The following is a 17,299-nucleotide window of genomic DNA, read 5'->3' as shown; positions in this document are numbered from 1 at the left end:
GGAGAGAGGCGGGGGGACATGGCGGATGAACAAATGGCCGACGGCTGGGAGCGAGCCCTGCACCAGAGCCCGGCCCCGGCACAGGCCCCGGCCGGGGGCGGACCGCCCCAGGGCCCTGCCGCGCGTCCGCTCGACGCCGTGGACCGCGACATCCTGCGGATCCTGCAGACGGACGGCCGCGCGTCGATACGCTCCGTCGCCGAACGGGTGCACGTGTCCCGGGCCAACGCCTACGCGCGGATCAACCGGCTCATCGACGACGGCGTGATCCGCGGCTTCAGCGCCCGGGTGAACCACGAGCGCGCGGGCCAGGGGGCGTCGGCCTACATCACGCTCAAGATCGTCCAGAACTCCTGGCGGACCGTGCGCGAGCAGCTCCAGGCCCTGCCCGGAGCCGCGCACATCGCTCTGGTCAGCGGGGACTTCGACGTCCTGCTGCTGGTACACACACCCGACAATCGCACGTTGCGGGAGCTGGTGCTCACCAAGCTCCAGTCGATCCCCGAGGTGCTGTCGACCCGCACCCTGCTGGTCTTCGAGGAGACCGACCTGGACCCCGACCACCTGGGCTGATCCCGCCCGCCGTCGTACGGGCTCCTCGGGGCCCCTCCGCCGGCACGGGCTCGTGCGAGGGCCCCGGGCCGCGACCGGCGGACCCGCCCGGAGCCCGGACACCGAGCCCGGAGGCCTTCCACCGGTCCGTCCCGCGGACGGGCGGTGTTCTACGGCGGGGCCCCGGACACTGCATGCACCCGCCCGGCTGCCGGGCGGTGCTCCCTAGCGGGCGGTGCGCAGCCCGTCGAAGGCCAGGTGCACGACGGTGTCGGCGAGCTGCTCGCGTTCCGTCTCGGCACCCGGGTGCGGCCGGTACCACTCCACCAGCGAGTTGATCATGCCGAACAGGAGCCGGGTGGCGAGGCGTATGTCCACGTCCGCGCGCAGGTCGCCGTCGGCGGCGGCCGCCTTGAGCAGATCGGCCACCTTCTGGTCGAACTCCCGCCGGCGCTCCAGCGCCCACCGCTCGGTCGACGTGTTGCCCCGGACCCGCAGCAGCAGCGTGACGTACGGCAGCTCCGCCGTCAGCACCTCGACGGTGCGGCGGGTGACGTACTCGACCTGGTCGATGGCCCGGCCACGCCCGGCGCCCGGCTCGTCCAGGATCGCGAAGAGACCGTCCAGCGCCCGGCTGACGGCCCGCCGCAGCAGCTCCTCCTTGCCCGCGACGTGGTGGTAGATCGAGGACTTGGAGATTCCCGCCGCCTTGGACAGGTGCTCCATGGAGGTTCCGTCGTAGCCGCGTTCGTTGAAGACCCGCACGGCGACCGAGAGCAGCGTCTCGGGGGTGTAGGTGTCGCGCTTCGCCGTCGTCATGACGCGACCCCCTCGCCGGCCGCCTGCCGCTCGGCCCCGTCCCGCGCCGCCTGCTCGGCGGCGACCCGGCGCCGCAGCGCCTGGGAGGGCGCGTAGCGGCCCGTCGGGTACTCCTCGTGGAGGTTGGACAGGGTCTCCAGGACCCAGTCGACGCCCAGTTCCCCGGCCCAGGCCAGCGGCCCGAGCGGGTAGTTGACGCCGAGCCGCATCGCGGTGTCGATGTCGTCGGCGTCCGCCACGCCGCGCGCGGCGGCGTCGAAGGCGAAGTCGGCGAGCATGGCGACGGTCCGCGCGACGATCATGCCGGGCACGTCCCGGATCACGCTGACCTCCTTGCCGGCCGCCTGGAAGAGGCCGATCGCCTCCTGCAGCGACCGGTCGTCCACGGTCACGGCGGGCGCGAGCACGATCCGCTCGCAGGTGCGGTAGTCCAGTGCGAGGTCGAAGTGGACGACGGGCATCTCGGCGTCGTCCGCGGCGGTGCCGTCGGCCAGGAAGAGCCGGGTCCCGCTCGGCAGCTCGATCCAGCCCGGGTACCCCGGGACGGCGTCCTCCTCGAAGTCGACGACGACGCCCGCCTCCTGGAACAGCCCGGCCAGGGGCGCGGCCTGGTACAGCTCGCCCTGGACGACCACGGAGGCCGGCGGGGCCGCGGGCGGCGCGGTGTGCGGCGCGGGGGCCGCCGCGTCCTGCCCGTACGGGAACCACCCGTGGCCCGACTTGCGGCCCAGCCGCGCCGACTCCACCAGCCGGCGCTGGGCGAGGGACGGCGTGAACCTGGGGTCCTGGTGGAAGGAGTCCCAGACGGAGCGGGTGACGGCCTCGTTCACGTCCTGGCCGATCAGGTCGGTCAGCTCGAACGGGCCCATCCGGAAGCCGCCGCACTCGCGCAGGGCCGCGTCGATGGTCGCGGGGTCGGCGACGCCCTCCTCGTACACCCGCAGCGCCTCGGCGTAGAAGGGGCGCGCGATCCGGTTGACGATGAAGCCGGGGGTGTCGGCGCAGCGCACCGGAGTCTTCCCCCAGCCCTTCGCCGTCTCGTACGCGCGCGTGGCGGCGGAGGCGTCGGTCGCGAAGCCGCTGACCACCTCCACGAGCGGCAGCAGCGGGGCCGGGTTGAAGAAGTGCAGTCCGACGAACCGGCCGGGCAGGCGCAGCCCGCCGGCGATGGCGGTGACGGACAGCGAGGAGGTGTTGGTGGCGAGGACGGTGTCGTCGCCGACGATCTTCTCCAGTTCGGCGAACAGCTGCCGCTTGACGTCGAGCCGCTCGACGATCGCCTCGACGACGAGGGCCGCGTCCGCGAGCTCCGTGAGGTCGGCGGCGGCGTGCAGCCGCGCCACGGCGTCCTCGCGCGCCGGGCGGTCCATCCGGCCCTTCTCGACCAGCCGGTCCAGGCGGGCGGCGAGGGCGGTCACGGCCTCTTCGGCACGGCCCGGGACGCTGTCGTAGAGGCGGACGGGGTGGCCGGCGACGAGGGCCACCTGGGCGATTCCCTGGCCCATGGTGCCGGTGCCCACGACGGCGACGGTGCGGCTCCGGTCGATGGCGTCGGCCCCTGCGTCCGGCGCGGCGTCGCTCACATTGGCGGTCATACGACTGATCCTCCCCGATGGGTTGTCCACAGCTTCGACAGACCCCCTTGTCCCGACCGATCGTTCGGTTACTCTAACTCTGTCCGCCTGTCCCTGCCCAGCTCGACGAGGAGTTGGTCCCGCAATGGCCGCCGCTCAGCTGACCACCGACGCCCTGGCCGAGAAGCACCGGTCCACACTCGACCAGGCTCTCGACACCATCCGCACCCGTGCCTACTGGTCGCCGCATCCGGAGCACCCCAAGGCCTACGGCGAGAACGGCTCGCTGGACGCCGCCGCCGGACTCGCCGCGTACGAAGCGCTGCTGAACGGCCGGTTCGAGCTCGACCAGCCCGGCACCGACGGCTGGACCGGCGGCGAGGTCTCGCCGTACGGCCCCGCGCTGGGCGTGGAGTACCCGCACGCCGACATCGACGTCCTGCTGCCCGCGATGCGCGCCGGCATGGGCGCCTGGCGCGACGCAGGGGCGGAGACCCGCGCCCTCGTCTGCCTGGAGATCCTCGCCCGGATCTCGGCCCGCACCCACGAGTTCGCGCACGCGGTCATGCACACCAGCGGCCAGGCGTTCATGATGGCGCTCCAGGCCGGCGGCCCGCACGCCCAGGACCGCGGCCTGGAGGCCGTGGCCTACGCCTACGCGGAGCAGACCCGCACCCCGGGCAGCGCCGACTGGTCCAAGCCGCAGGGCAAGCGCGACCCGCTGCAGCTGTCCAAGCGTTTCACCCCGGTCGCCCGCGGCATCGCGCTGATGATCGGCTGCAACACCTTCCCCACGTGGAACGGCTACCCGGGCCTGTTCGCGTCGCTCGCCACCGGCAACCCGGTCCTCGTCAAGCCGCACCCGCGCGCCGTGCTGCCGCTGGCGCTCACGGTCCGCGTGGCCCGCGAGGTCCTCGCCGAGGCCGGCTTCGACCCGAACCTCGTCGCCCTGGCGGTCGAGCGGCCCGGTGAGGGCATCGCCAAGACCCTCGCCGTGCGCCCCGAGATCCGGATCATCGACTACACCGGCTCCACCGCCTTCGGCGACTGGCTGGAGTCGAACGCGCGCCAGGCGCAGGTCTACACCGAGAAGGCGGGCGTCAACACGGTCGTCGTCGACTCCACCGACGACTACAAGGGCATGCTCTCCAACCTGGCCTTCTCCCTCTCGCTGTACAGCGGCCAGATGTGCACCACCCCGCAGAACCTGCTGATCCCCCGCGAGGGCATCACCACGGACGCGGGCCCCAGGTCCTACGACGAGGTCGTCGCCGATCTCGCCGCGGCGGTCGGTGGTCTGCTGGGCGACGACGCCCGGGCCAACGCCCTGCTCGGCGCGCTGGTGAACCCCGACGTGAAGGCGCGCCTGGAGGCCGCCGCCGGCCTGGGCGAGGTGGCGCTGGCCTCCCGCGAGGTGGCGAACCCGGACTTCCCGGACGCCGTCGTGCGGACGCCCGTCATCGTGAAGCTGGACGGCTCCAAGCCGGACGCGGAGGCCGCGTACTTCTCCGAGTGCTTCGGCCCCGTCTCCTTCGCCGTCTCGGTCGACTCGACCGCCGACGCCCTGGAGCTGCTGCGCCGTACGGTGCGCGAGAAGGGCGCGATGACGGTCGGCGCCTACACGACCTCGGCCGACACCGAGCGCGCGATCGAGGAGGTCTGCCTGGAGGAGTCGGCGCAGCTCTCGCTGAACCTGACCGGCGGGGTCTACGTCAACCAGACCGCCGCGTTCTCCGACTTCCACGGCTCCGGCGGGAACCCGGCGGCCAACGCGGCGCTGTGTGACGGCGCTTTCGTCTCCAACCGGTTCCGGGTGGTGGAGGTCCGCCGCCAGGCCTGACCCACGCGGACGCGGGGGCCCCTCAGGGGGTCTCCGCGATCTCCGCGTAGCGCTGGACCCAGGCGTGCATGGCGATCGCCGCCGCGGCGCCGGCGTTGATGGAGCGGGTCGAACCGAACTGGGCGATCGAGCAGACCATGGCCGCGTGCCGGCGGGCCTCCTCGGTGAGGCCCGGCCCCTCCTGCCCGAACAGCAGCACACAGCGCCGCGGCAGCACGGTCCGCTCCAGGGGCACGGCGCCCGGCAGGTTGTCGATCCCGATGATCGGCAGGTCCTCGGCCGCCGCCCACGCGGTCAGCGACTCCGTGTCGGGGTGATGCCGCACGTGCTGGTAGCGGTCGGTGACCATCGCCCCGCGCCGGTTCCACCGCCGGCGGCCGACGATGTGGATCTCCTTCGCCAGGAAGGCGTTCGCGGTCCGCACCACCGACCCGATGTTGAAGTCGTGGCCCCAGTTCTCCACCGCCACGTGGAAGTCGTGGCGCCGGGTGTCCAGGTCGGCGACGATCGCCTCCCGCGTCCAGTACCGGTAGGGATCGACGACGTTCCGCCGGTCTCCGGCGGCCAGCAGCTCGGGGTCGTACCGCTCGCCCTGCGGCCAGGGCAGCGGATGCGGTCCGACGCCGACCTCGGGGGCGAACCCCTCGTCGTACTGGGCCGGCTCGTCCCCGGCCGTCTCCTGCCCGGCCGTCTTATGCCCGGCCGGCTCCTGCCCCGCCGCCTCCGGTCCGGCCGTCCTGGGGCGGACCGGCTCGTGCGGGGTGGTCCGGGTCGGGCCCGACGGCTCGTACGACACGCTCGGCTGTTCGGTGGTGCTCACCCGACGAGGGTACGGGGGGACGGCTCCTCGTCCGCGCGGCGCTGCTCGGGGACCGCCTCCTCCCGCCGACGCGAGAACAGCCGGTCCCTGCCGCGCCCGACCCGCGTGCCCAGCCAGACCAGGAACGCCGTCGGCAGGAACACCGCGTCGGCGGAGATCATCGCGAGCGAGAAGAAGGGCAGCCCGAGGAGCAGCGCGATCCCCGCGTGCTCCAGCATCATCGCGACCAGCAGGACGTTCTTGACCCTGCGGTTGAACAGGGTGAACGGGAAGGCGACCTGCACGGCCACGGTCCCGTAGGTCAGCAGCAGCACGACCAGCGCGCTGGAGCCGAGCACGTCCGACAGGGCGGGCCAAGGGGAGAAGTAGTCCAGCTTCAGCGGGTAGTACAGGGCCGTGCCGTCCTGCCACCGCGATCCCTGGATCTTGTACCAGCCGGCCGTCGCGTAGATCAGGCAGACCTCGGCCATGATCACGAGCAGGGCCGCGTTGTGGGTGAGGTTGGCGAGCACGTCGAGCAGGGTGCGCGGCTCGCCCGGTGCGTGACGGCAGGCCAGCCACCACAGCGCCTGACCCGCCCAGAGCGCCCAGAGCAGCACGATGAGCCACCACTCGCCGGTCACTCCGGATTGGTACGTGGCGACGAGCAACAGGACGCCGAGCACGGTCCACAGCACGGGGCCGACGACGTCCCGGCGGGGCGCCGTACCGAGACCGGCCTCACGCTCCTGGCGGGCGAGACGGCGGGCGTCGAGCGACCAGACCTGGGAGCAGCGGGTCAGGACGAGGTAGAGCGCGGCGAGGTGCACGACGTTGTCGCCGCCGTCGCCCATGAAGATGGAGCGATTCTGCAGCGACAGCACCCCGGCCATGAAGACCACGGACACGGCGCGGGTGCGCCAGCCCAGGAGCAGCAGGACGGCGGAGAGGACGGCGAGTCCGTAGACGATCTCGAACCACAGGCCGCTGTCCGACCACATCAGCGCCGTGAACGAGTGGTTGTCGCCGATCAGCTGCCGGCCCATCTCCCAGGACCACGGCCCGTCGGGGCCGTACAACTCGTGGCGGTGCGGCAGCTCGCGCAGCAGGAAGAGCAGCCAGGTGAGGGAGAAGCCGATCCGGACGATCGCGGTCTGGTACGGGCCGAGCGCCGAGCCCGTGACGCGCTGGACGGCGCGGGCGAGTCGGCGGTCGAGGGGTTCGGGGGCCGACACCGTCCGCCCCGGGGGCGGCGAGGACGGTGCGGGTCGCGGGGTGGACGGGTCGGGTGCGACCGCGTCGGGCGTGGATCGGTTCACCGGCCGGCCTCCGTACGGTCGTCGTTCTTCGCACCGGCCGGCAGATCGGCGGCGGTCACCGACCACCAGGGCAGGTCCCGGTGGCGGGGGTCGGTGCTGGTCCTCTCCCCGCTCCAGGACGGGGACTGCACGGCGCGGGTCTCCGAGCGGAGCTGGATCTTCTCGACCTCACCGCCGAGGGGCTCCCGGTCGAGGCGGAGCATGACGATCCGGCGCAGGTAGTTCTCCGAGAGCCTGCCGCGCAGGCCGTTGGGGCGGAAGTCGTCGGTGTGGGAGTTGAGGTAGAAGTCGAAGGCCCGGCGCAGCTCGTTCTGGTCGGTGTGGCTGGGCAGCAGGCTGCCGCGGATCGCCTCGGCGTCCTGGGCCGACAGGTCGATCCATCCGGTGGTGCGCCGCGTGCCGTCGTCGGCCGCGATCTCGGCACGGACCTGGACGGCGATGTTCTGCTGGAGCGGGTTGGGAGCGAAGAGCTTCCAGTTCTGCTCGAACTCGGGATAGACCCAGCCGTCGACGGCCTCACCGTGCTGTTTGGTCAGCGTGTTCGAGGGCGCGACGTGCAGGAACACCATCGAGAGGTGGACGCAGGCCAGGACCCCGATGACGGCCAGCGCGACGGCCGCGACGACCTGGTAGGGGAGGGACAGCGCGGCCATTCCCGCGCCGGGCCGCCCGGCGGCCCCAGGGCCGGAGGCCTGCGCGGGGTCCTGGGAGAGTTCCCGGCCGGCGGGTCCCGAGTCGCGTCCCGGCGCCGAGCCGGCGTCCTGTTCCCCGACCGGTCCGGACCCGGATATCGCGCCGGATATCGGGCCGGCACCGGGTATCGAGGGGCGGTCGGGCGGCGGGCCGGCGGCCGGGGCGGAGGCGCCCGCCGCCGTGTCCGGAGCCGCCGTGCCGGGGGCAGCCCGGCCCCCAGGCGCGCTCTCGTCGCCGTACGAGTTCATCCCCGCCCCGATCCCGATCGGTCCACCCCGGTTATCCACAGGGTTGACACCATACGGGCCCCCGTCCCACCATTGAAGTCATTCAACCGAACGATCGGTCGGTAGGGAGTCCGATGACCGCAGGGACAGCAGCGACAGCAGTGACCGCGGGCGCGCAGGCCGGGCAGGGCGCACAGGCCGGTGACGACGCGGCCACCGCGGCGACCCACGCGGCCTACGAGGCCGTGTTCGACGCCGCCGTCGCGGCCGACGAGCGCATCGAGCCGCGCGACTGGATGCCCGACGCCTACCGGGCCTCCCTCGTGCGCCAGATCGCACAGCACGCCCACTCCGAGATCATCGGCATGCAGCCGGAGGCCAACTGGATCACCCGCGCGCCCTCGCTGCGCCGCAAGGCGATCCTCATGGCCAAGGTCCAGGACGAGGCCGGCCACGGGCTCTACCTCTACAGCGCCGCCGAGACGCTCGGCACCAGCCGCGACGAGCTGCTCGACAAGCTCCACTCCGGCCGCCAGAAGTACTCCTCGATCTTCAACTACCCCACGCTGACCTGGGCCGACGTCGGTGCCATCGGCTGGCTCGTGGACGGCGCCGCCATCACGAACCAGGTCCCGCTCTGCCGCTGCTCCTACGGCCCGTACGCCCGCGCGATGGTCCGGGTCTGCAAGGAGGAGTCGTTCCACCAGCGCCAGGGATACGAAGCCCTGCTCGCCCTGTCGAACGGCACCGAGGCCCAGCACGCCATGGCCCAGGACGCGGTCGACCGCTGGTGGTGGCCCTCACTGATGATGTTCGGCCCGCCCGACGACGAGTCGGCGCACTCCGCGCAGTCGATGGCCTGGAAGATCAAGCGCCACTCCAACGACGAGCTGCGCCAGCGCTTCGTCGACATCGCCGTCCCGCAGGCCGAGGCCCTCGGCCTCACCCTCCCCGACCCCGACCTCCGGTGGAACGAGGAGCGCGGACACCACGACTTCGGCGCCATCGACTGGACCGAGTTCTGGGACGTCCTCAAGGGCAACGGCCCCTGCAACGAACAGCGACTCGACAAGCGCCGCAAGGCGCACGAGGACGGCGCCTGGGTCCGGGACGCCGCCGCGGCGTACGCCACCAAGCACACCGACCGGCCCGCGGCCGGCCGACAGGACGACCAGCACGCGGACCAGCACCACGGGGAGGCACGGGCATGACCACCAACGGATGGCCGCTGTGGGAGGTGTTCGTGCGCTCGCGCCGCGGACTGTCCCACACCCACGCCGGCAGCCTGCACGCGCCGGACGCCGAGATGGCCCTGCGCAACGCCCGCGACCTCTACACCCGCCGCAACGAAGGCATCTCGATCTGGGTGGTCCCCTCCGCCGAGATCACCGCCTCCTCGCCCGACGAGAAGGACCCCTTCTTCGAGCCGTCGGCCGACAAGCCCTACCGCCACCCGACCTTCTACGAGATCCCGGACGGGGTGAAGCACCTGTGAGCGACACCGCCGTGATCACCACAGCCGCCCTCGCCCTCGGCGACGACGCCCTCGTGCTCTCCCACCGGCTGGGGGAGTGGGCCGGCAGCGCCCCCGTCCTGGAGGAGGAGGTCGCCCTCGCCAACATCGCGCTCGACCTGCTCGGCCAGGCACGCATCCTGCTCTCCCTCGTCGGCGACGAGGACGAGCTGGCCTACCTCCGCGAGGAGCGGGCCTTCCGCAACTGCCAGCTCGTCGAACAGCCGAACGGCGACTTCGCCCACACCATCGCCCGCCAGCTCTACTTCTCCACCTACCAGCGGCTGCTGTACGGGCAGCTGGCCACCGGCGACGGACCGCTCGCCGGACTCGCCGCCAAGGCCGTCAAGGAAGTCGCCTACCACCAGGACCACGCCGAGCACTGGACCCTGCGCCTCGGCGACGGCACGGACGAGAGCCACGACCGCATGCAGCGGGCCTGCGACGCCCTGTGGCGCTTCACCGGCGAACTGTTCCAGCCCGTCGAGGGCCTCGACGTCGACCGGACCGCCATGGAGAGCGCCTGGCTGGCCTCCGTCACGGACGTCCTCACCCGGGCCACGCTCACCGTGCCGGACGGCCCGCGCACCGGCGCCTGGGCCGCCGGCGCCGGACGCCAGGGCCTGCACACCGAGTCCTTCGGCCGGATGATCGCCGAGATGCAGCACCTGCACCGAAGCCACCCGGGGGCGACATGGTGACCATGACGGCCCTGGAACAGGAACTGAGCCGGGTCGCCGGCGCCGTCCCCGACCCCGAGCTGCCCGTCCTCACCCTGGAGGACCTCGGCGTCCTGCGCGGCGCCAAGGTCCTCGGCCCCGGCCGGGTCGAGGTCGAACTGACCCCGACCTACACCGGCTGCCCGGCGATCGAGGCCATGTCGGCCGACATCGAGCAGGCCCTCCACGCACACGGCGTGCCCGAGGTCTCCGTCGTGACGGTCCTCTCCCCCGCCTGGTCGACGGACGACATCACCGAGGAAGGCCGGCGTAAGCTCGCCGAGTTCGGCATCGCCCCGCCGCGCCCGCAGGGCCCGGCAGGCGGACCGATACCGCTGACCCTCGCGATCCGCTGCCCCCACTGCGGGTCCACCGACACCGAACTGCTCAGCCGGTTCTCCTCCACCGCGTGCAAGGCATTGCGCCGCTGCACGGCCTGCCGCGAACCGTTCGACCACTTCAAGGAGTTGTAGATGTTCCATCCGCTCCGGGTGAGCGAGGTCGAGCAGCTCACGGACGACTCGGTGGCCGTCACCTTCACGGTCCCGCCCGAGCTGCGCGAGACCTACCGCCACACCCCCGGCCAGCACCTCGCCCTGCGCCGCACCACGCGGGACGGCGAGGAGATCCGCCGCACCTACTCCATCTGCGCCCCGGCCACCCCGGCCGGCGAGGACCCCGTCCTGCGGGTGGGCATCCGGCTGGTCGACGGCGGCGAGTTCTCCACGTACGCCCTCAAGGAGCTGACCGTCGGCGACGTCGTCGAGGTCATGGAGCCGATGGGCCGCTTCGTCCTCGACCCTAGGCCCGGGCACTTCGCGGCCGTCGTCGGCGGCAGCGGCATCACCCCGGTCCTGTCGATGGCGGCCACCCTGCTCGCCCGCGAGCCCGAGGCCCGGTTCTGCCTGGTCCGCAGCGACCGCACCGCGTCCTCGACGATGTTCCTCGACGATGTCGCCGACCTCAAGGACCGCTACCCCGACCGCTTCCAGCTCGTCACCGTCCTCTCCCGCGAGGAGCAGCAGTCCGGGCTGCCGTCCGGGCGCCTCGACCAGGACCGGCTCACCGCACTCCTGCCCGCGCTGCTGCCGGTCGAGGACATCGACGGCTGGTTCCTGTGCGGCCCCTTCGGCCTCGTCCAGGGCGCCGAGCAGGCCCTGCGCGGACTCGGAGTCGCCCGCGGCCGGATCCACCAGGAGATCTTCCACGTCGACGACGGCTCCGCGCCCGCCCCGGCGGCCACCACCGGCGCGCCGGTCCACGCCACACTGACCGCCACCCTGCACGGCCGCTCCGGCAACTGGCCGGTCCAGGAGGGCGAGACGCTCCTCGACACCGTGCTGCGGGCCCGCGCGGACGCCCCGTACGCCTGCAAGGGCGGCGTCTGCGGCACCTGCCGCGCCTTCCTCGTCGGCGGAGAGGTGCGGATGGACCGCAACTTCGCCCTCGAACCGGAGGAGACCGAAGCGGGTTACGTGCTGGCGTGCCAGTCCCACCCGGCCACGGCGGACGTGGAGCTGGACTTCGACCGCTGACGTCCACCGGCCGTCGTACCCGGCCCATTCCCTTCCGGTAGAACCTGTTCTATCTTGACGGTCCGTCAGAAGACGGACCGTCAGGGCAGGAACGGGAGGGCAAGGCCGTGGACTTCACCTTCACCGAGGAACAGCAGGCAGCTGTCGAAGCGGCCAAGGCCGTCTTCTCGGGCACCGCACCCGACGCCGTACCCAGCCCCGCCCTCACCCCCGGCGCGGTCGCCGACGACCTCGACCGGCCCCTCTGGAAGCGCCTCGCCGACGCCGGACTCCTCGGCCTCGTCCTCACCCCCGAACACGACGGCGCCGGCCTCGACACCACCGCCCTCTGCCTCGTCCTACGCGAATCGGCCCGTGTCCTCGCCCGCGTCCCCCTGCTGGAGACCTGCGCCGTCGCGATGACCGTCGAGCGCTACGCCCCTGACGCCACAACGGCGGACCTCCTGCCCCGCGTCGCCCGCGGCGAACTCGTCCTCACCGCCGCCCCCAACGGCCGCAGCGGCCACGACCCCGCCGAACTGGCCGTCACCGCCCGCCTCGACGACACCGACTGGATCCTCGACGGCACGCAGAGCGCCGTCCCCTGGGCCCACGCCGCCGACCGCATCGCCGTCCCCGCCCACACCACCGACGGCCGGACCGTCCTCGCCCTGATCCCCCGCACCCACCCCGGCCTCACCCTGGCCGAGCAGTACTCCACCAGCGGCGAACTCCTCGCCGAACTCACCCTCGACGCCGTGCGCCTCACCGGCACCGACGTCATCGACACCGACGGCGCCTGGGACTGGCTGCGCGGCGTCCTCGCCACCGGAACCTGCGCCCTCGCCCTCGGGCTCGGCGAAAGCGTCCTCGCCATGACGAGCCAGTACACCGGGAAACGCGAGCAGTTCGGCCACCCCGTGGCCACCTTCCAGGCCGTCGCGGTCCAGACCGCCGACCGCTACATCGACCTGCGCGCCATGGAGGTCACCCTCTGGCAGGCCGCCTGGCGCATCAGCACCGGCGCCGGCGGCCCACTGCCGCCCGCCGCGGACATCGCCGTCGCCAAGATCTGGGCCTCCGAGGGCGTACGCCGCGTGGTGCAGACCGCACAGCACCTGCACGGCGGCTTCGGCGCCGACACCGACTACCCGCTGCACCGCTACCACGCCTGGGCCAAACAGCTCGAACTCGCCCTCGGCCCGGCCGCCGCCCACGAAGAGGCCCTGGGCGACCTCCTGGCCGCCCACCCCCTCGGCTGACGCGACGCCCGCTCGGACCGCGCCCCCGGCGCTCCGCGAGTACCGGACCGCCGGGCGCCGCCACCACGATCAGAGCACGAAGGCCTGACTGCCGCCGTCCGTCACCATCGGACGCCCCGCGCCGTCCCAGGCCAGCATGCCGCCGTCGACGTTCACGGCGTCGATCCCCTGCTGCACCAGGTACTGGGTGACCTGCGCCGACCGACCGCCGACGCGGCACATCACATAGGCACGCCGACCGTCGGCGACCGCCTCGGTCACCTCACCGAAACGCGCCACGAAGTCACTCATCGGCACGTGCAGCGCGTCCTCGACATGACCGGCCGCCCACTCGTCGTCCTCCCGGACGTCCAGCACCAGGGCGTCTGCGGGCACGGAGGCCACGTCCACCGAGGGCAGCGGGGCGAAATTCATGGGACTGGCCTTCTCTCGTCTGTACCGCCCGACCGAACGCGAGCTCCTTCGAAACTACTGCACCAGGGAGGCGAGCTCCGCCTCCCGCTCGGAGACCTGCGCGAGCAGCTGCTCGGCGATCTCCTCCAACAGCCGGTCCGGGTCGTCCGGCGCCATCCGCAGCATCGCGCCGATGGCGCTCTCCTCCAGCTCCCGCGCGACGACCGTCAGCAGCTCCTTGCGCTGCGACAGCCACTCCAGCCGCGCGTACAGCTCCTCGCTCTCGCTCAGCCGCTCCGGCTCCGGAGCCGGTCCGGCCGCCCACTCGGCGGACAGCTCGCCGAGAAGGGCGACGTCACCGCGCGCGTACGCGGCGTTCACCCGGGTGATGAACTCGTCGCGACGCTTGCGCTCGTCCTCGTCGCGCGCCAGGTCGGGGTGGGCTCGGCGGGCCAGCTCGCGGTACAGCTTGCGTGCCTCCTCGCTCGGCCGGACCCGCTTCGGCGGCTGCACCGACTGCTCGGTCAGCATCGCGGCGGCTTCGGGGGACAGCCCGTCGGAGTCGATCCAGTCGTGGAAGAGCTCCTCGACCCCGGGCATCGGCATGACGTTGGCGCGCGCTTCCTGCGCCCGCCGCAGATCCTCCGGATCCCCGGTCCTGGCCGCCCTGGCCTCGGCGATCTGCGCGTCCAGCTCGTCGAGCCGCGTGTACATCGGCCCGAGTTTCTGGTGATGCAGCCGGGAGAAGTTCTCCACCTCGACCCGGAACGTCTCGACCGCGATCTCGAACTCGATCAGCGCCTGCTCCGCCACGCCCACGGCCTTCTCCAGCCGCGCCTCGGGCCGCTCCGTACCGGGCTCACCACCCGCGCCCGCGCCCTGCTCCACGTCCACGTCCTCGCTCCGGTCGGTCACGCCTCCAGCCTACGGTCACTCCGGGGGGCCTCCCCCCTCCCTCCCCCTCCCTCCCCACCCCTGCCCCCTGTCTTTCCGGACGACGGCGTCGCCCGTCGGCCTCACGGCCGCCCCGCCCCGTCCGTCGCCTCACGGCCACCCCCGCCACGGCGTCGCAGCCGCCGCCTCACGGTCAGCTCGCGACAGGGCCCCGCGGTCGCCGGCCGCCGATTCTCGGATGCCCGGTCGTCAGACGCCGAGCTCGGCCGCCATCCGGCCGTTGTTCACGGCGGTCACCAGGTCCGCGTGGTCCGCTGTGGTGCGGTCCGCGTAGGCCACGGCGAAGCCGGCGATCGCCTCGTCCAGTTCCTCGTTCTTTCCGCAGTAGCCGGCTATGAGGCGCGGGTCGGCGCTGTGCGCGTGGGCCCGCGCCAGCAGCGCGCCGGTCATCCGTCCGTAGTCGTCGACCTCGTCCGGGGTGAGTGCCGCGGGGTCGACGCTGCCCTTCCGGTTGCGGAACTGCCGCACCTGGAACGGCCGCCCCTCCACCGTTGTCCAGCCGAGCAGGATGTCGCTGACGACCTGCATGCGCTTCTGTCCGAGGACGACGCGCTGTCCCTCGTGGCCCGGTTCCGGTGCGGCGAACCCGGCGGACGCGAGGTGCGGCAGCAGCGCGGACGGCCGTGCCTCCTTGACCTGGAGCACCAGCGGCTCCCCCCGGTGGTCGAGCAGCAGCACCACGTACGAGCGGGTGCCGACGCTGCCGGTGCCGACCACCCGGAACGCGACGTCGTGCACCGCGTACCGGGCCAGCAGCGGCAGCCGGTCCTCGGACACGGTCCGCAGGTAGGCGCCGAGGGAGGCGGTGACCGCGGCGGCCTCCGCGTCCGGGACCCGGCGCAGCACCGGCGGCGCGTCGACGAACCGGCGGCCTCCGCCGTCCGCGTCGGCGACGGCCTCGGTCGACTTGGCGGCGAAGCGGGCACTGGTGTTGTTGCGGGCCTTCTCGGAGACCCGTTCGAGGGTGCCGAGCAGGTCGCGGGCGTCGGTGTGGGAGACGAGCTCCTCGTCCGCGATGGCGTTCCAGGAGTCGAGGACGGGAAGCTTGGCGAGCAGCCGCATGGTGCGCCGGTAGGCGCCGACGGTGTCGAAGGCGGCGGCCCGGCAGGTGTCCTCGTCCGCACCGACCTCGCGTCCGGCGAGGACCAGCGAGGTGGCGAGCCGCTTGAGGTCCCATTCCCAGGGGCCGACGACGGTCTCGTCGAAGTCGTTGAGGTCGATGACGAGGCGGCCGCGGGCGTCGCCGTAGAGGCCGAAGTTCGCCGCGTGGGCGTCGCCGCATATCTGGGCGGCGACGCCGGTGACGGGCGAGCCGGCGAGGTCGTGGGCCATCAGGCCGGCGGAGCCCCGGAGGAACGCGAAGGGGCTGGCGGCCATGCGGCCGACGCGTATCGGTGTCAGTTCCGGGACGCGGTCGCGGCTGGACTCCTCCACGGCGCGCACGGCGTCCGGGCGGTCGGGGGAGAGGGTCAGCGCGCTGTGCGCGGAGCGCGGCAGCCGCGCGCGGAGGGCCTTGCCGTGTTCCTTGGGGGAGTCGGTCGTCCCCGTGGCGGCCCGCGGCGCGAACCCGGGTACGTGCGGCACCCGCGCGCTTTCCGTACCCCGCTGTCCCGGCACCGCTGCTTGGTAGTCGCCCATGGGACGCCCTCCCCCGACCTCGAACGACTCGCGCGTTCTGTCCAACATCAACTGGCCATGAAGGTACAGCCGGGGTGCGGGGGCCGTCTCCCCCTGTGGACGAGCGACGACTTGGGGAGAACCGGGCCACCCGGACGCGCCGGGGGGGGGAGGCGTTTCAGCTGGGTCGGGAGCGGCAGGAGGCGCTGCCCGCCCGGGGCCGAGTCGGAGAGGGCCGGAGAGGGCCGGAGAGGGCCAGAGAGGGCCAGAGAGCACGGCAAGACCGGCAAGACCGCCAGGATCAGCAGGATCGGCAGGACGCCCGTCAGACGCCGACCGCCTCCTGCAGCTCCTCCTCGACCTCCGCGTCCTTCTCCGTCCGGTCCCCGGTGGCGGCCCCGTTCACGGTCCGAGCGCCGTGAGAAGGCGTCGGCGCGGGACGGCGGCGCGCCTCGGTGAACCCGGCCAGGGCGGTCAGGGCGACGCCGGCGAGGAACCACAGGGCCAGGACCAGGACGTGTCCGCCGAGAGCCCGGCCGTCGAAGTACACGTGGGCGCGGACGCCCTCGACGAAGCCGGCGCCGTTCCAGAAGGCGTGGAGGGCGGCGAAGAAGCCGGGCTGGAGTTCGGGGCGGTAGATGCCGCCGGAGCTGGTGAAGTTGAGCATCACGAACAGCACCATCACGCCGAGGGTGGTCCAGCGGCGCAGGAAGGTGTGGAGTCCGACGCCGATCAGCAGGATGCCGGCGGTGTAGAGCCAGGACAGGGCCCAGACGCCGCCGAGTCCGTGGTCGACGAGGTGGAACAGCGGTCCCGCGAAGACGGTGCCGATCAGGCTGACGGCGAGGGACGTCCCGGCGGCGAGCAGCGCGCGGATCCGCAGGGGCAGGACGGCCCCGGCGCCGCCGATGACGGCGACGGAGGCGTACGAGCCGATGCTGAGGGCGACGAGCAGGAAGAAGACGCCCTGGCCGGTGGGGTCGCCGTCCGACACGGGGGCGACGTCGGTCACCTTCAGGGGTGCGTCCTGTGCGGCCGCGACCTTGGTGAAGACCTTCTCGACGGCGAGGGCGCTGGTGTCGGAGGCGGCGGAGGCGATCAGGAGCTCGGGGCGGGCGCCGGGGACGTAGGCGCCGGAGGAGGACAGCCCGCGCAGGGCGGCGACGGCGGTGTCGCGGTCGGCGACGGTGCGGACGTCGAGGGCGCCGGCGCCCTTGTCGTGGAGGGTCTGGGCGAGGACCTGGGCGCTGGGGCCGGAGCCGACGACGTCGACGCGCAGGTCGTGGGGTTCGGGGGCGTGGAAGGCGCCGAGGTAGGCGAGTCCCATGCCGATGCACATGAGCAAGGGGGTGAGCAGGTGCCCGAGCACGTGCCGCACCGCGCCCGTGGTGCTCGGTCCTGCCGGGTGGGGTCCTGCGGACATCGGGCGAACCTCCATGGTTGGCTTTTACAACTAAACGACCGTTGTACTATACAACTGAGGCGGGACGCTCCACGAACCCCC

Annotated in this window: 17 protein-coding genes; 8 read left to right on the top strand and 9 right to left on the bottom strand. The window is 72.8% G+C overall.

From position 1 onward, the window contains the following. Positions 1 to 33: 33 nt before the first annotated feature. Entirely contained in the window at positions 34 to 573 is a 540-nt protein-coding gene (locus ACE1OA_RS17765) for an Lrp/AsnC family transcriptional regulator (RefSeq protein WP_386542537.1), read from the top strand. Positions 574 to 777: 204 nt separating this feature from the next. Here the strand turns inward: ACE1OA_RS17765 and ACE1OA_RS17760 are convergent, their stop codons facing one another. Together ACE1OA_RS17760 and ACE1OA_RS17755 are read right to left on the bottom strand one after the other, a co-directional pair. Further along, positions 778 to 1,371: a TetR/AcrR family transcriptional regulator gene (locus tag ACE1OA_RS17760; protein WP_356601364.1), complete on the bottom strand. Its 594-nt coding sequence runs from the start codon at positions 1,369 to 1,371 to the stop codon at positions 778 to 780. Beyond that, positions 1,368 to 2,966, bottom strand: a complete 1,599-nt coding sequence (locus ACE1OA_RS17755; RefSeq protein ID WP_384867808.1) for a 3-hydroxyacyl-CoA dehydrogenase — start codon at positions 2,964 to 2,966, stop codon at positions 1,368 to 1,370. The genes ACE1OA_RS17760 and ACE1OA_RS17755 overlap by 4 nt, the downstream gene beginning before the upstream one ends. Before the next feature lie 124 nt (positions 2,967 to 3,090). Between ACE1OA_RS17755 and paaN the strand changes: the two genes are divergently transcribed. Next, positions 3,091 to 4,785, top strand: coding sequence for a phenylacetic acid degradation protein PaaN (paaN, locus tag ACE1OA_RS17750; RefSeq protein ID WP_432753040.1), 1,695 nt, complete (start codon positions 3,091 to 3,093; stop codon positions 4,783 to 4,785). Between the two features lie 22 nt (positions 4,786 to 4,807). Here paaN and ACE1OA_RS17745 read toward each other — a convergent pair whose 3' ends face one another. The 3 genes from ACE1OA_RS17745 to ACE1OA_RS17735 form a co-directional block, all read right to left on the bottom strand. Beyond that, positions 4,808 to 5,605 (bottom strand): TrmH family RNA methyltransferase, encoded by a 798-nt coding sequence (locus tag ACE1OA_RS17745; RefSeq protein ID WP_432753039.1) that lies wholly within the window; start codon positions 5,603 to 5,605, stop codon positions 4,808 to 4,810. Then, on the bottom strand, positions 5,602 to 6,819 hold the full coding sequence (locus tag ACE1OA_RS17740) for an HTTM domain-containing protein (protein WP_432754073.1): 1,218 nt from the start codon (positions 6,817 to 6,819) through the stop codon (positions 5,602 to 5,604). Before ACE1OA_RS17740 ends, ACE1OA_RS17745 begins: the two co-directional genes overlap by 4 nt. An 80-nt stretch (positions 6,820 to 6,899) precedes the next feature. Further along, positions 6,900 to 7,556: a DUF5819 family protein gene (locus tag ACE1OA_RS17735; protein WP_386542525.1), complete on the bottom strand. Its 657-nt coding sequence runs from the start codon at positions 7,554 to 7,556 to the stop codon at positions 6,900 to 6,902. Between the two features lie 401 nt (positions 7,557 to 7,957). On the opposite strand from ACE1OA_RS17735, the gene paaA reads away from it, so the two are divergent. The 6 genes from paaA to ACE1OA_RS17705 all read left to right on the top strand — a co-directional run bounded on the left by paaA (position 7,958) and on the right by ACE1OA_RS17705 (position 12,831). Continuing rightward, positions 7,958 to 9,034: a 1,2-phenylacetyl-CoA epoxidase subunit PaaA gene (gene paaA / locus ACE1OA_RS17730; RefSeq protein ID WP_356775070.1), complete on the top strand. Its 1,077-nt coding sequence runs from the start codon at positions 7,958 to 7,960 to the stop codon at positions 9,032 to 9,034. Then, positions 9,031 to 9,318, top strand: coding sequence for a 1,2-phenylacetyl-CoA epoxidase subunit PaaB (paaB, locus tag ACE1OA_RS17725; protein ID WP_356601359.1), 288 nt, complete (start codon positions 9,031 to 9,033; stop codon positions 9,316 to 9,318). Before paaA ends, paaB begins: the two co-directional genes overlap by 4 nt. Beyond that, the gene (paaC, locus tag ACE1OA_RS17720; protein WP_384867817.1) at positions 9,315 to 10,037 is read left to right on the top strand and encodes a 1,2-phenylacetyl-CoA epoxidase subunit PaaC; all 723 of its coding nucleotides are present in this window, start codon (positions 9,315 to 9,317) and stop codon (positions 10,035 to 10,037) included. The genes paaB and paaC overlap by 4 nt, the downstream gene beginning before the upstream one ends. Beyond that, positions 10,031 to 10,528, top strand: coding sequence for a 1,2-phenylacetyl-CoA epoxidase subunit PaaD (gene paaD / locus ACE1OA_RS17715; protein WP_384867819.1), 498 nt, complete (start codon positions 10,031 to 10,033; stop codon positions 10,526 to 10,528). The genes paaC and paaD overlap by 7 nt, the downstream gene beginning before the upstream one ends. Then, entirely contained in the window at positions 10,529 to 11,590 is a 1,062-nt protein-coding gene (locus ACE1OA_RS17710; RefSeq protein WP_356601356.1) for a 2Fe-2S iron-sulfur cluster-binding protein, read from the top strand. Positions 11,591 to 11,697: 107 nt separating this feature from the next. Further along, positions 11,698 to 12,831 (top strand): acyl-CoA dehydrogenase family protein, encoded by a 1,134-nt coding sequence (locus tag ACE1OA_RS17705; protein ID WP_356601355.1) that lies wholly within the window; start codon positions 11,698 to 11,700, stop codon positions 12,829 to 12,831. Positions 12,832 to 12,900: 69 nt separating this feature from the next. Here the strand turns inward: ACE1OA_RS17705 and ACE1OA_RS17700 are convergent, their stop codons facing one another. From ACE1OA_RS17700 to ACE1OA_RS17685, 4 genes are all read right to left on the bottom strand, one after another. Continuing rightward, entirely contained in the window at positions 12,901 to 13,245 is a 345-nt protein-coding gene (locus ACE1OA_RS17700; protein ID WP_356601354.1) for a rhodanese-like domain-containing protein, read from the bottom strand. 54 nt (positions 13,246 to 13,299) lie between these two features. Beyond that, a complete protein-coding gene (locus ACE1OA_RS17695) occupies positions 13,300 to 14,139 on the bottom strand; it encodes a hypothetical protein (RefSeq protein WP_384867824.1) in 840 nt (279 codons plus the stop codon). Positions 14,140 to 14,367: 228 nt separating this feature from the next. Further along, positions 14,368 to 15,816 (bottom strand): DUF2252 domain-containing protein, encoded by a 1,449-nt coding sequence (locus tag ACE1OA_RS17690; protein ID WP_361310251.1) that lies wholly within the window; start codon positions 15,814 to 15,816, stop codon positions 14,368 to 14,370. 304 nt (positions 15,817 to 16,120) lie between these two features. Next, positions 16,121 to 17,218 (bottom strand): hypothetical protein, encoded by a 1,098-nt coding sequence (locus tag ACE1OA_RS17685; protein WP_432753038.1) that lies wholly within the window; start codon positions 17,216 to 17,218, stop codon positions 16,121 to 16,123. Between the last annotated feature and the right edge of the window lie 81 nt (positions 17,219 to 17,299).

It is taken from the genome of Streptomyces sp. JL2001 (genome assembly GCF_050917515.1).
In the GTDB taxonomy this organism is placed as follows: Bacteria; Actinomycetota; Actinomycetes; order Streptomycetales; family Streptomycetaceae; genus Streptomyces.
This window is presented reverse-complemented; position numbering and strand designations above follow the sequence as displayed.

Bases quoted from the DNA above. Each gene is read 5' to 3' on its own strand.
- ACE1OA_RS17765 (WP_386542537.1), top strand. From the start codon at position 34: ATGGCCGACGGCTGGGAGCGAGCCCTGCACCAGAGCCCGGCCCCGGCA.
- ACE1OA_RS17760 (WP_356601364.1), bottom strand. From the start codon at position 1,371: ATGACGACGGCGAAGCGCGACACCTACACCCCCGAGACGCTGCTCTCG.
- ACE1OA_RS17755 (WP_384867808.1), bottom strand. From the start codon at position 2,966: ATGACCGCCAATGTGAGCGACGCCGCGCCGGACGCAGGGGCCGACGCC.
- paaN (WP_432753040.1), top strand. From the start codon at position 3,091: ATGGCCGCCGCTCAGCTGACCACCGACGCCCTGGCCGAGAAGCACCGG.
- ACE1OA_RS17735 (WP_386542525.1), bottom strand. From the start codon at position 7,556: ATGGCCGCGCTGTCCCTCCCCTACCAGGTCGTCGCGGCCGTCGCGCTG.
- paaA (WP_356775070.1), top strand. From the start codon at position 7,958: ATGACCGCAGGGACAGCAGCGACAGCAGTGACCGCGGGCGCGCAGGCC.
- paaB (WP_356601359.1), top strand. From the start codon at position 9,031: ATGACCACCAACGGATGGCCGCTGTGGGAGGTGTTCGTGCGCTCGCGC.
- paaD (WP_384867819.1), top strand. From the start codon at position 10,031: ATGGTGACCATGACGGCCCTGGAACAGGAACTGAGCCGGGTCGCCGGC.
- ACE1OA_RS17710 (WP_356601356.1), top strand. From the start codon at position 10,529: ATGTTCCATCCGCTCCGGGTGAGCGAGGTCGAGCAGCTCACGGACGAC.
- ACE1OA_RS17700 (WP_356601354.1), bottom strand. From the start codon at position 13,245: ATGAATTTCGCCCCGCTGCCCTCGGTGGACGTGGCCTCCGTGCCCGCA.
- ACE1OA_RS17690 (WP_361310251.1), bottom strand. From the start codon at position 15,816: ATGGGCGACTACCAAGCAGCGGTGCCGGGACAGCGGGGTACGGAAAGC.
- ACE1OA_RS17685 (WP_432753038.1), bottom strand. From the start codon at position 17,218: ATGTCCGCAGGACCCCACCCGGCAGGACCGAGCACCACGGGCGCGGTG.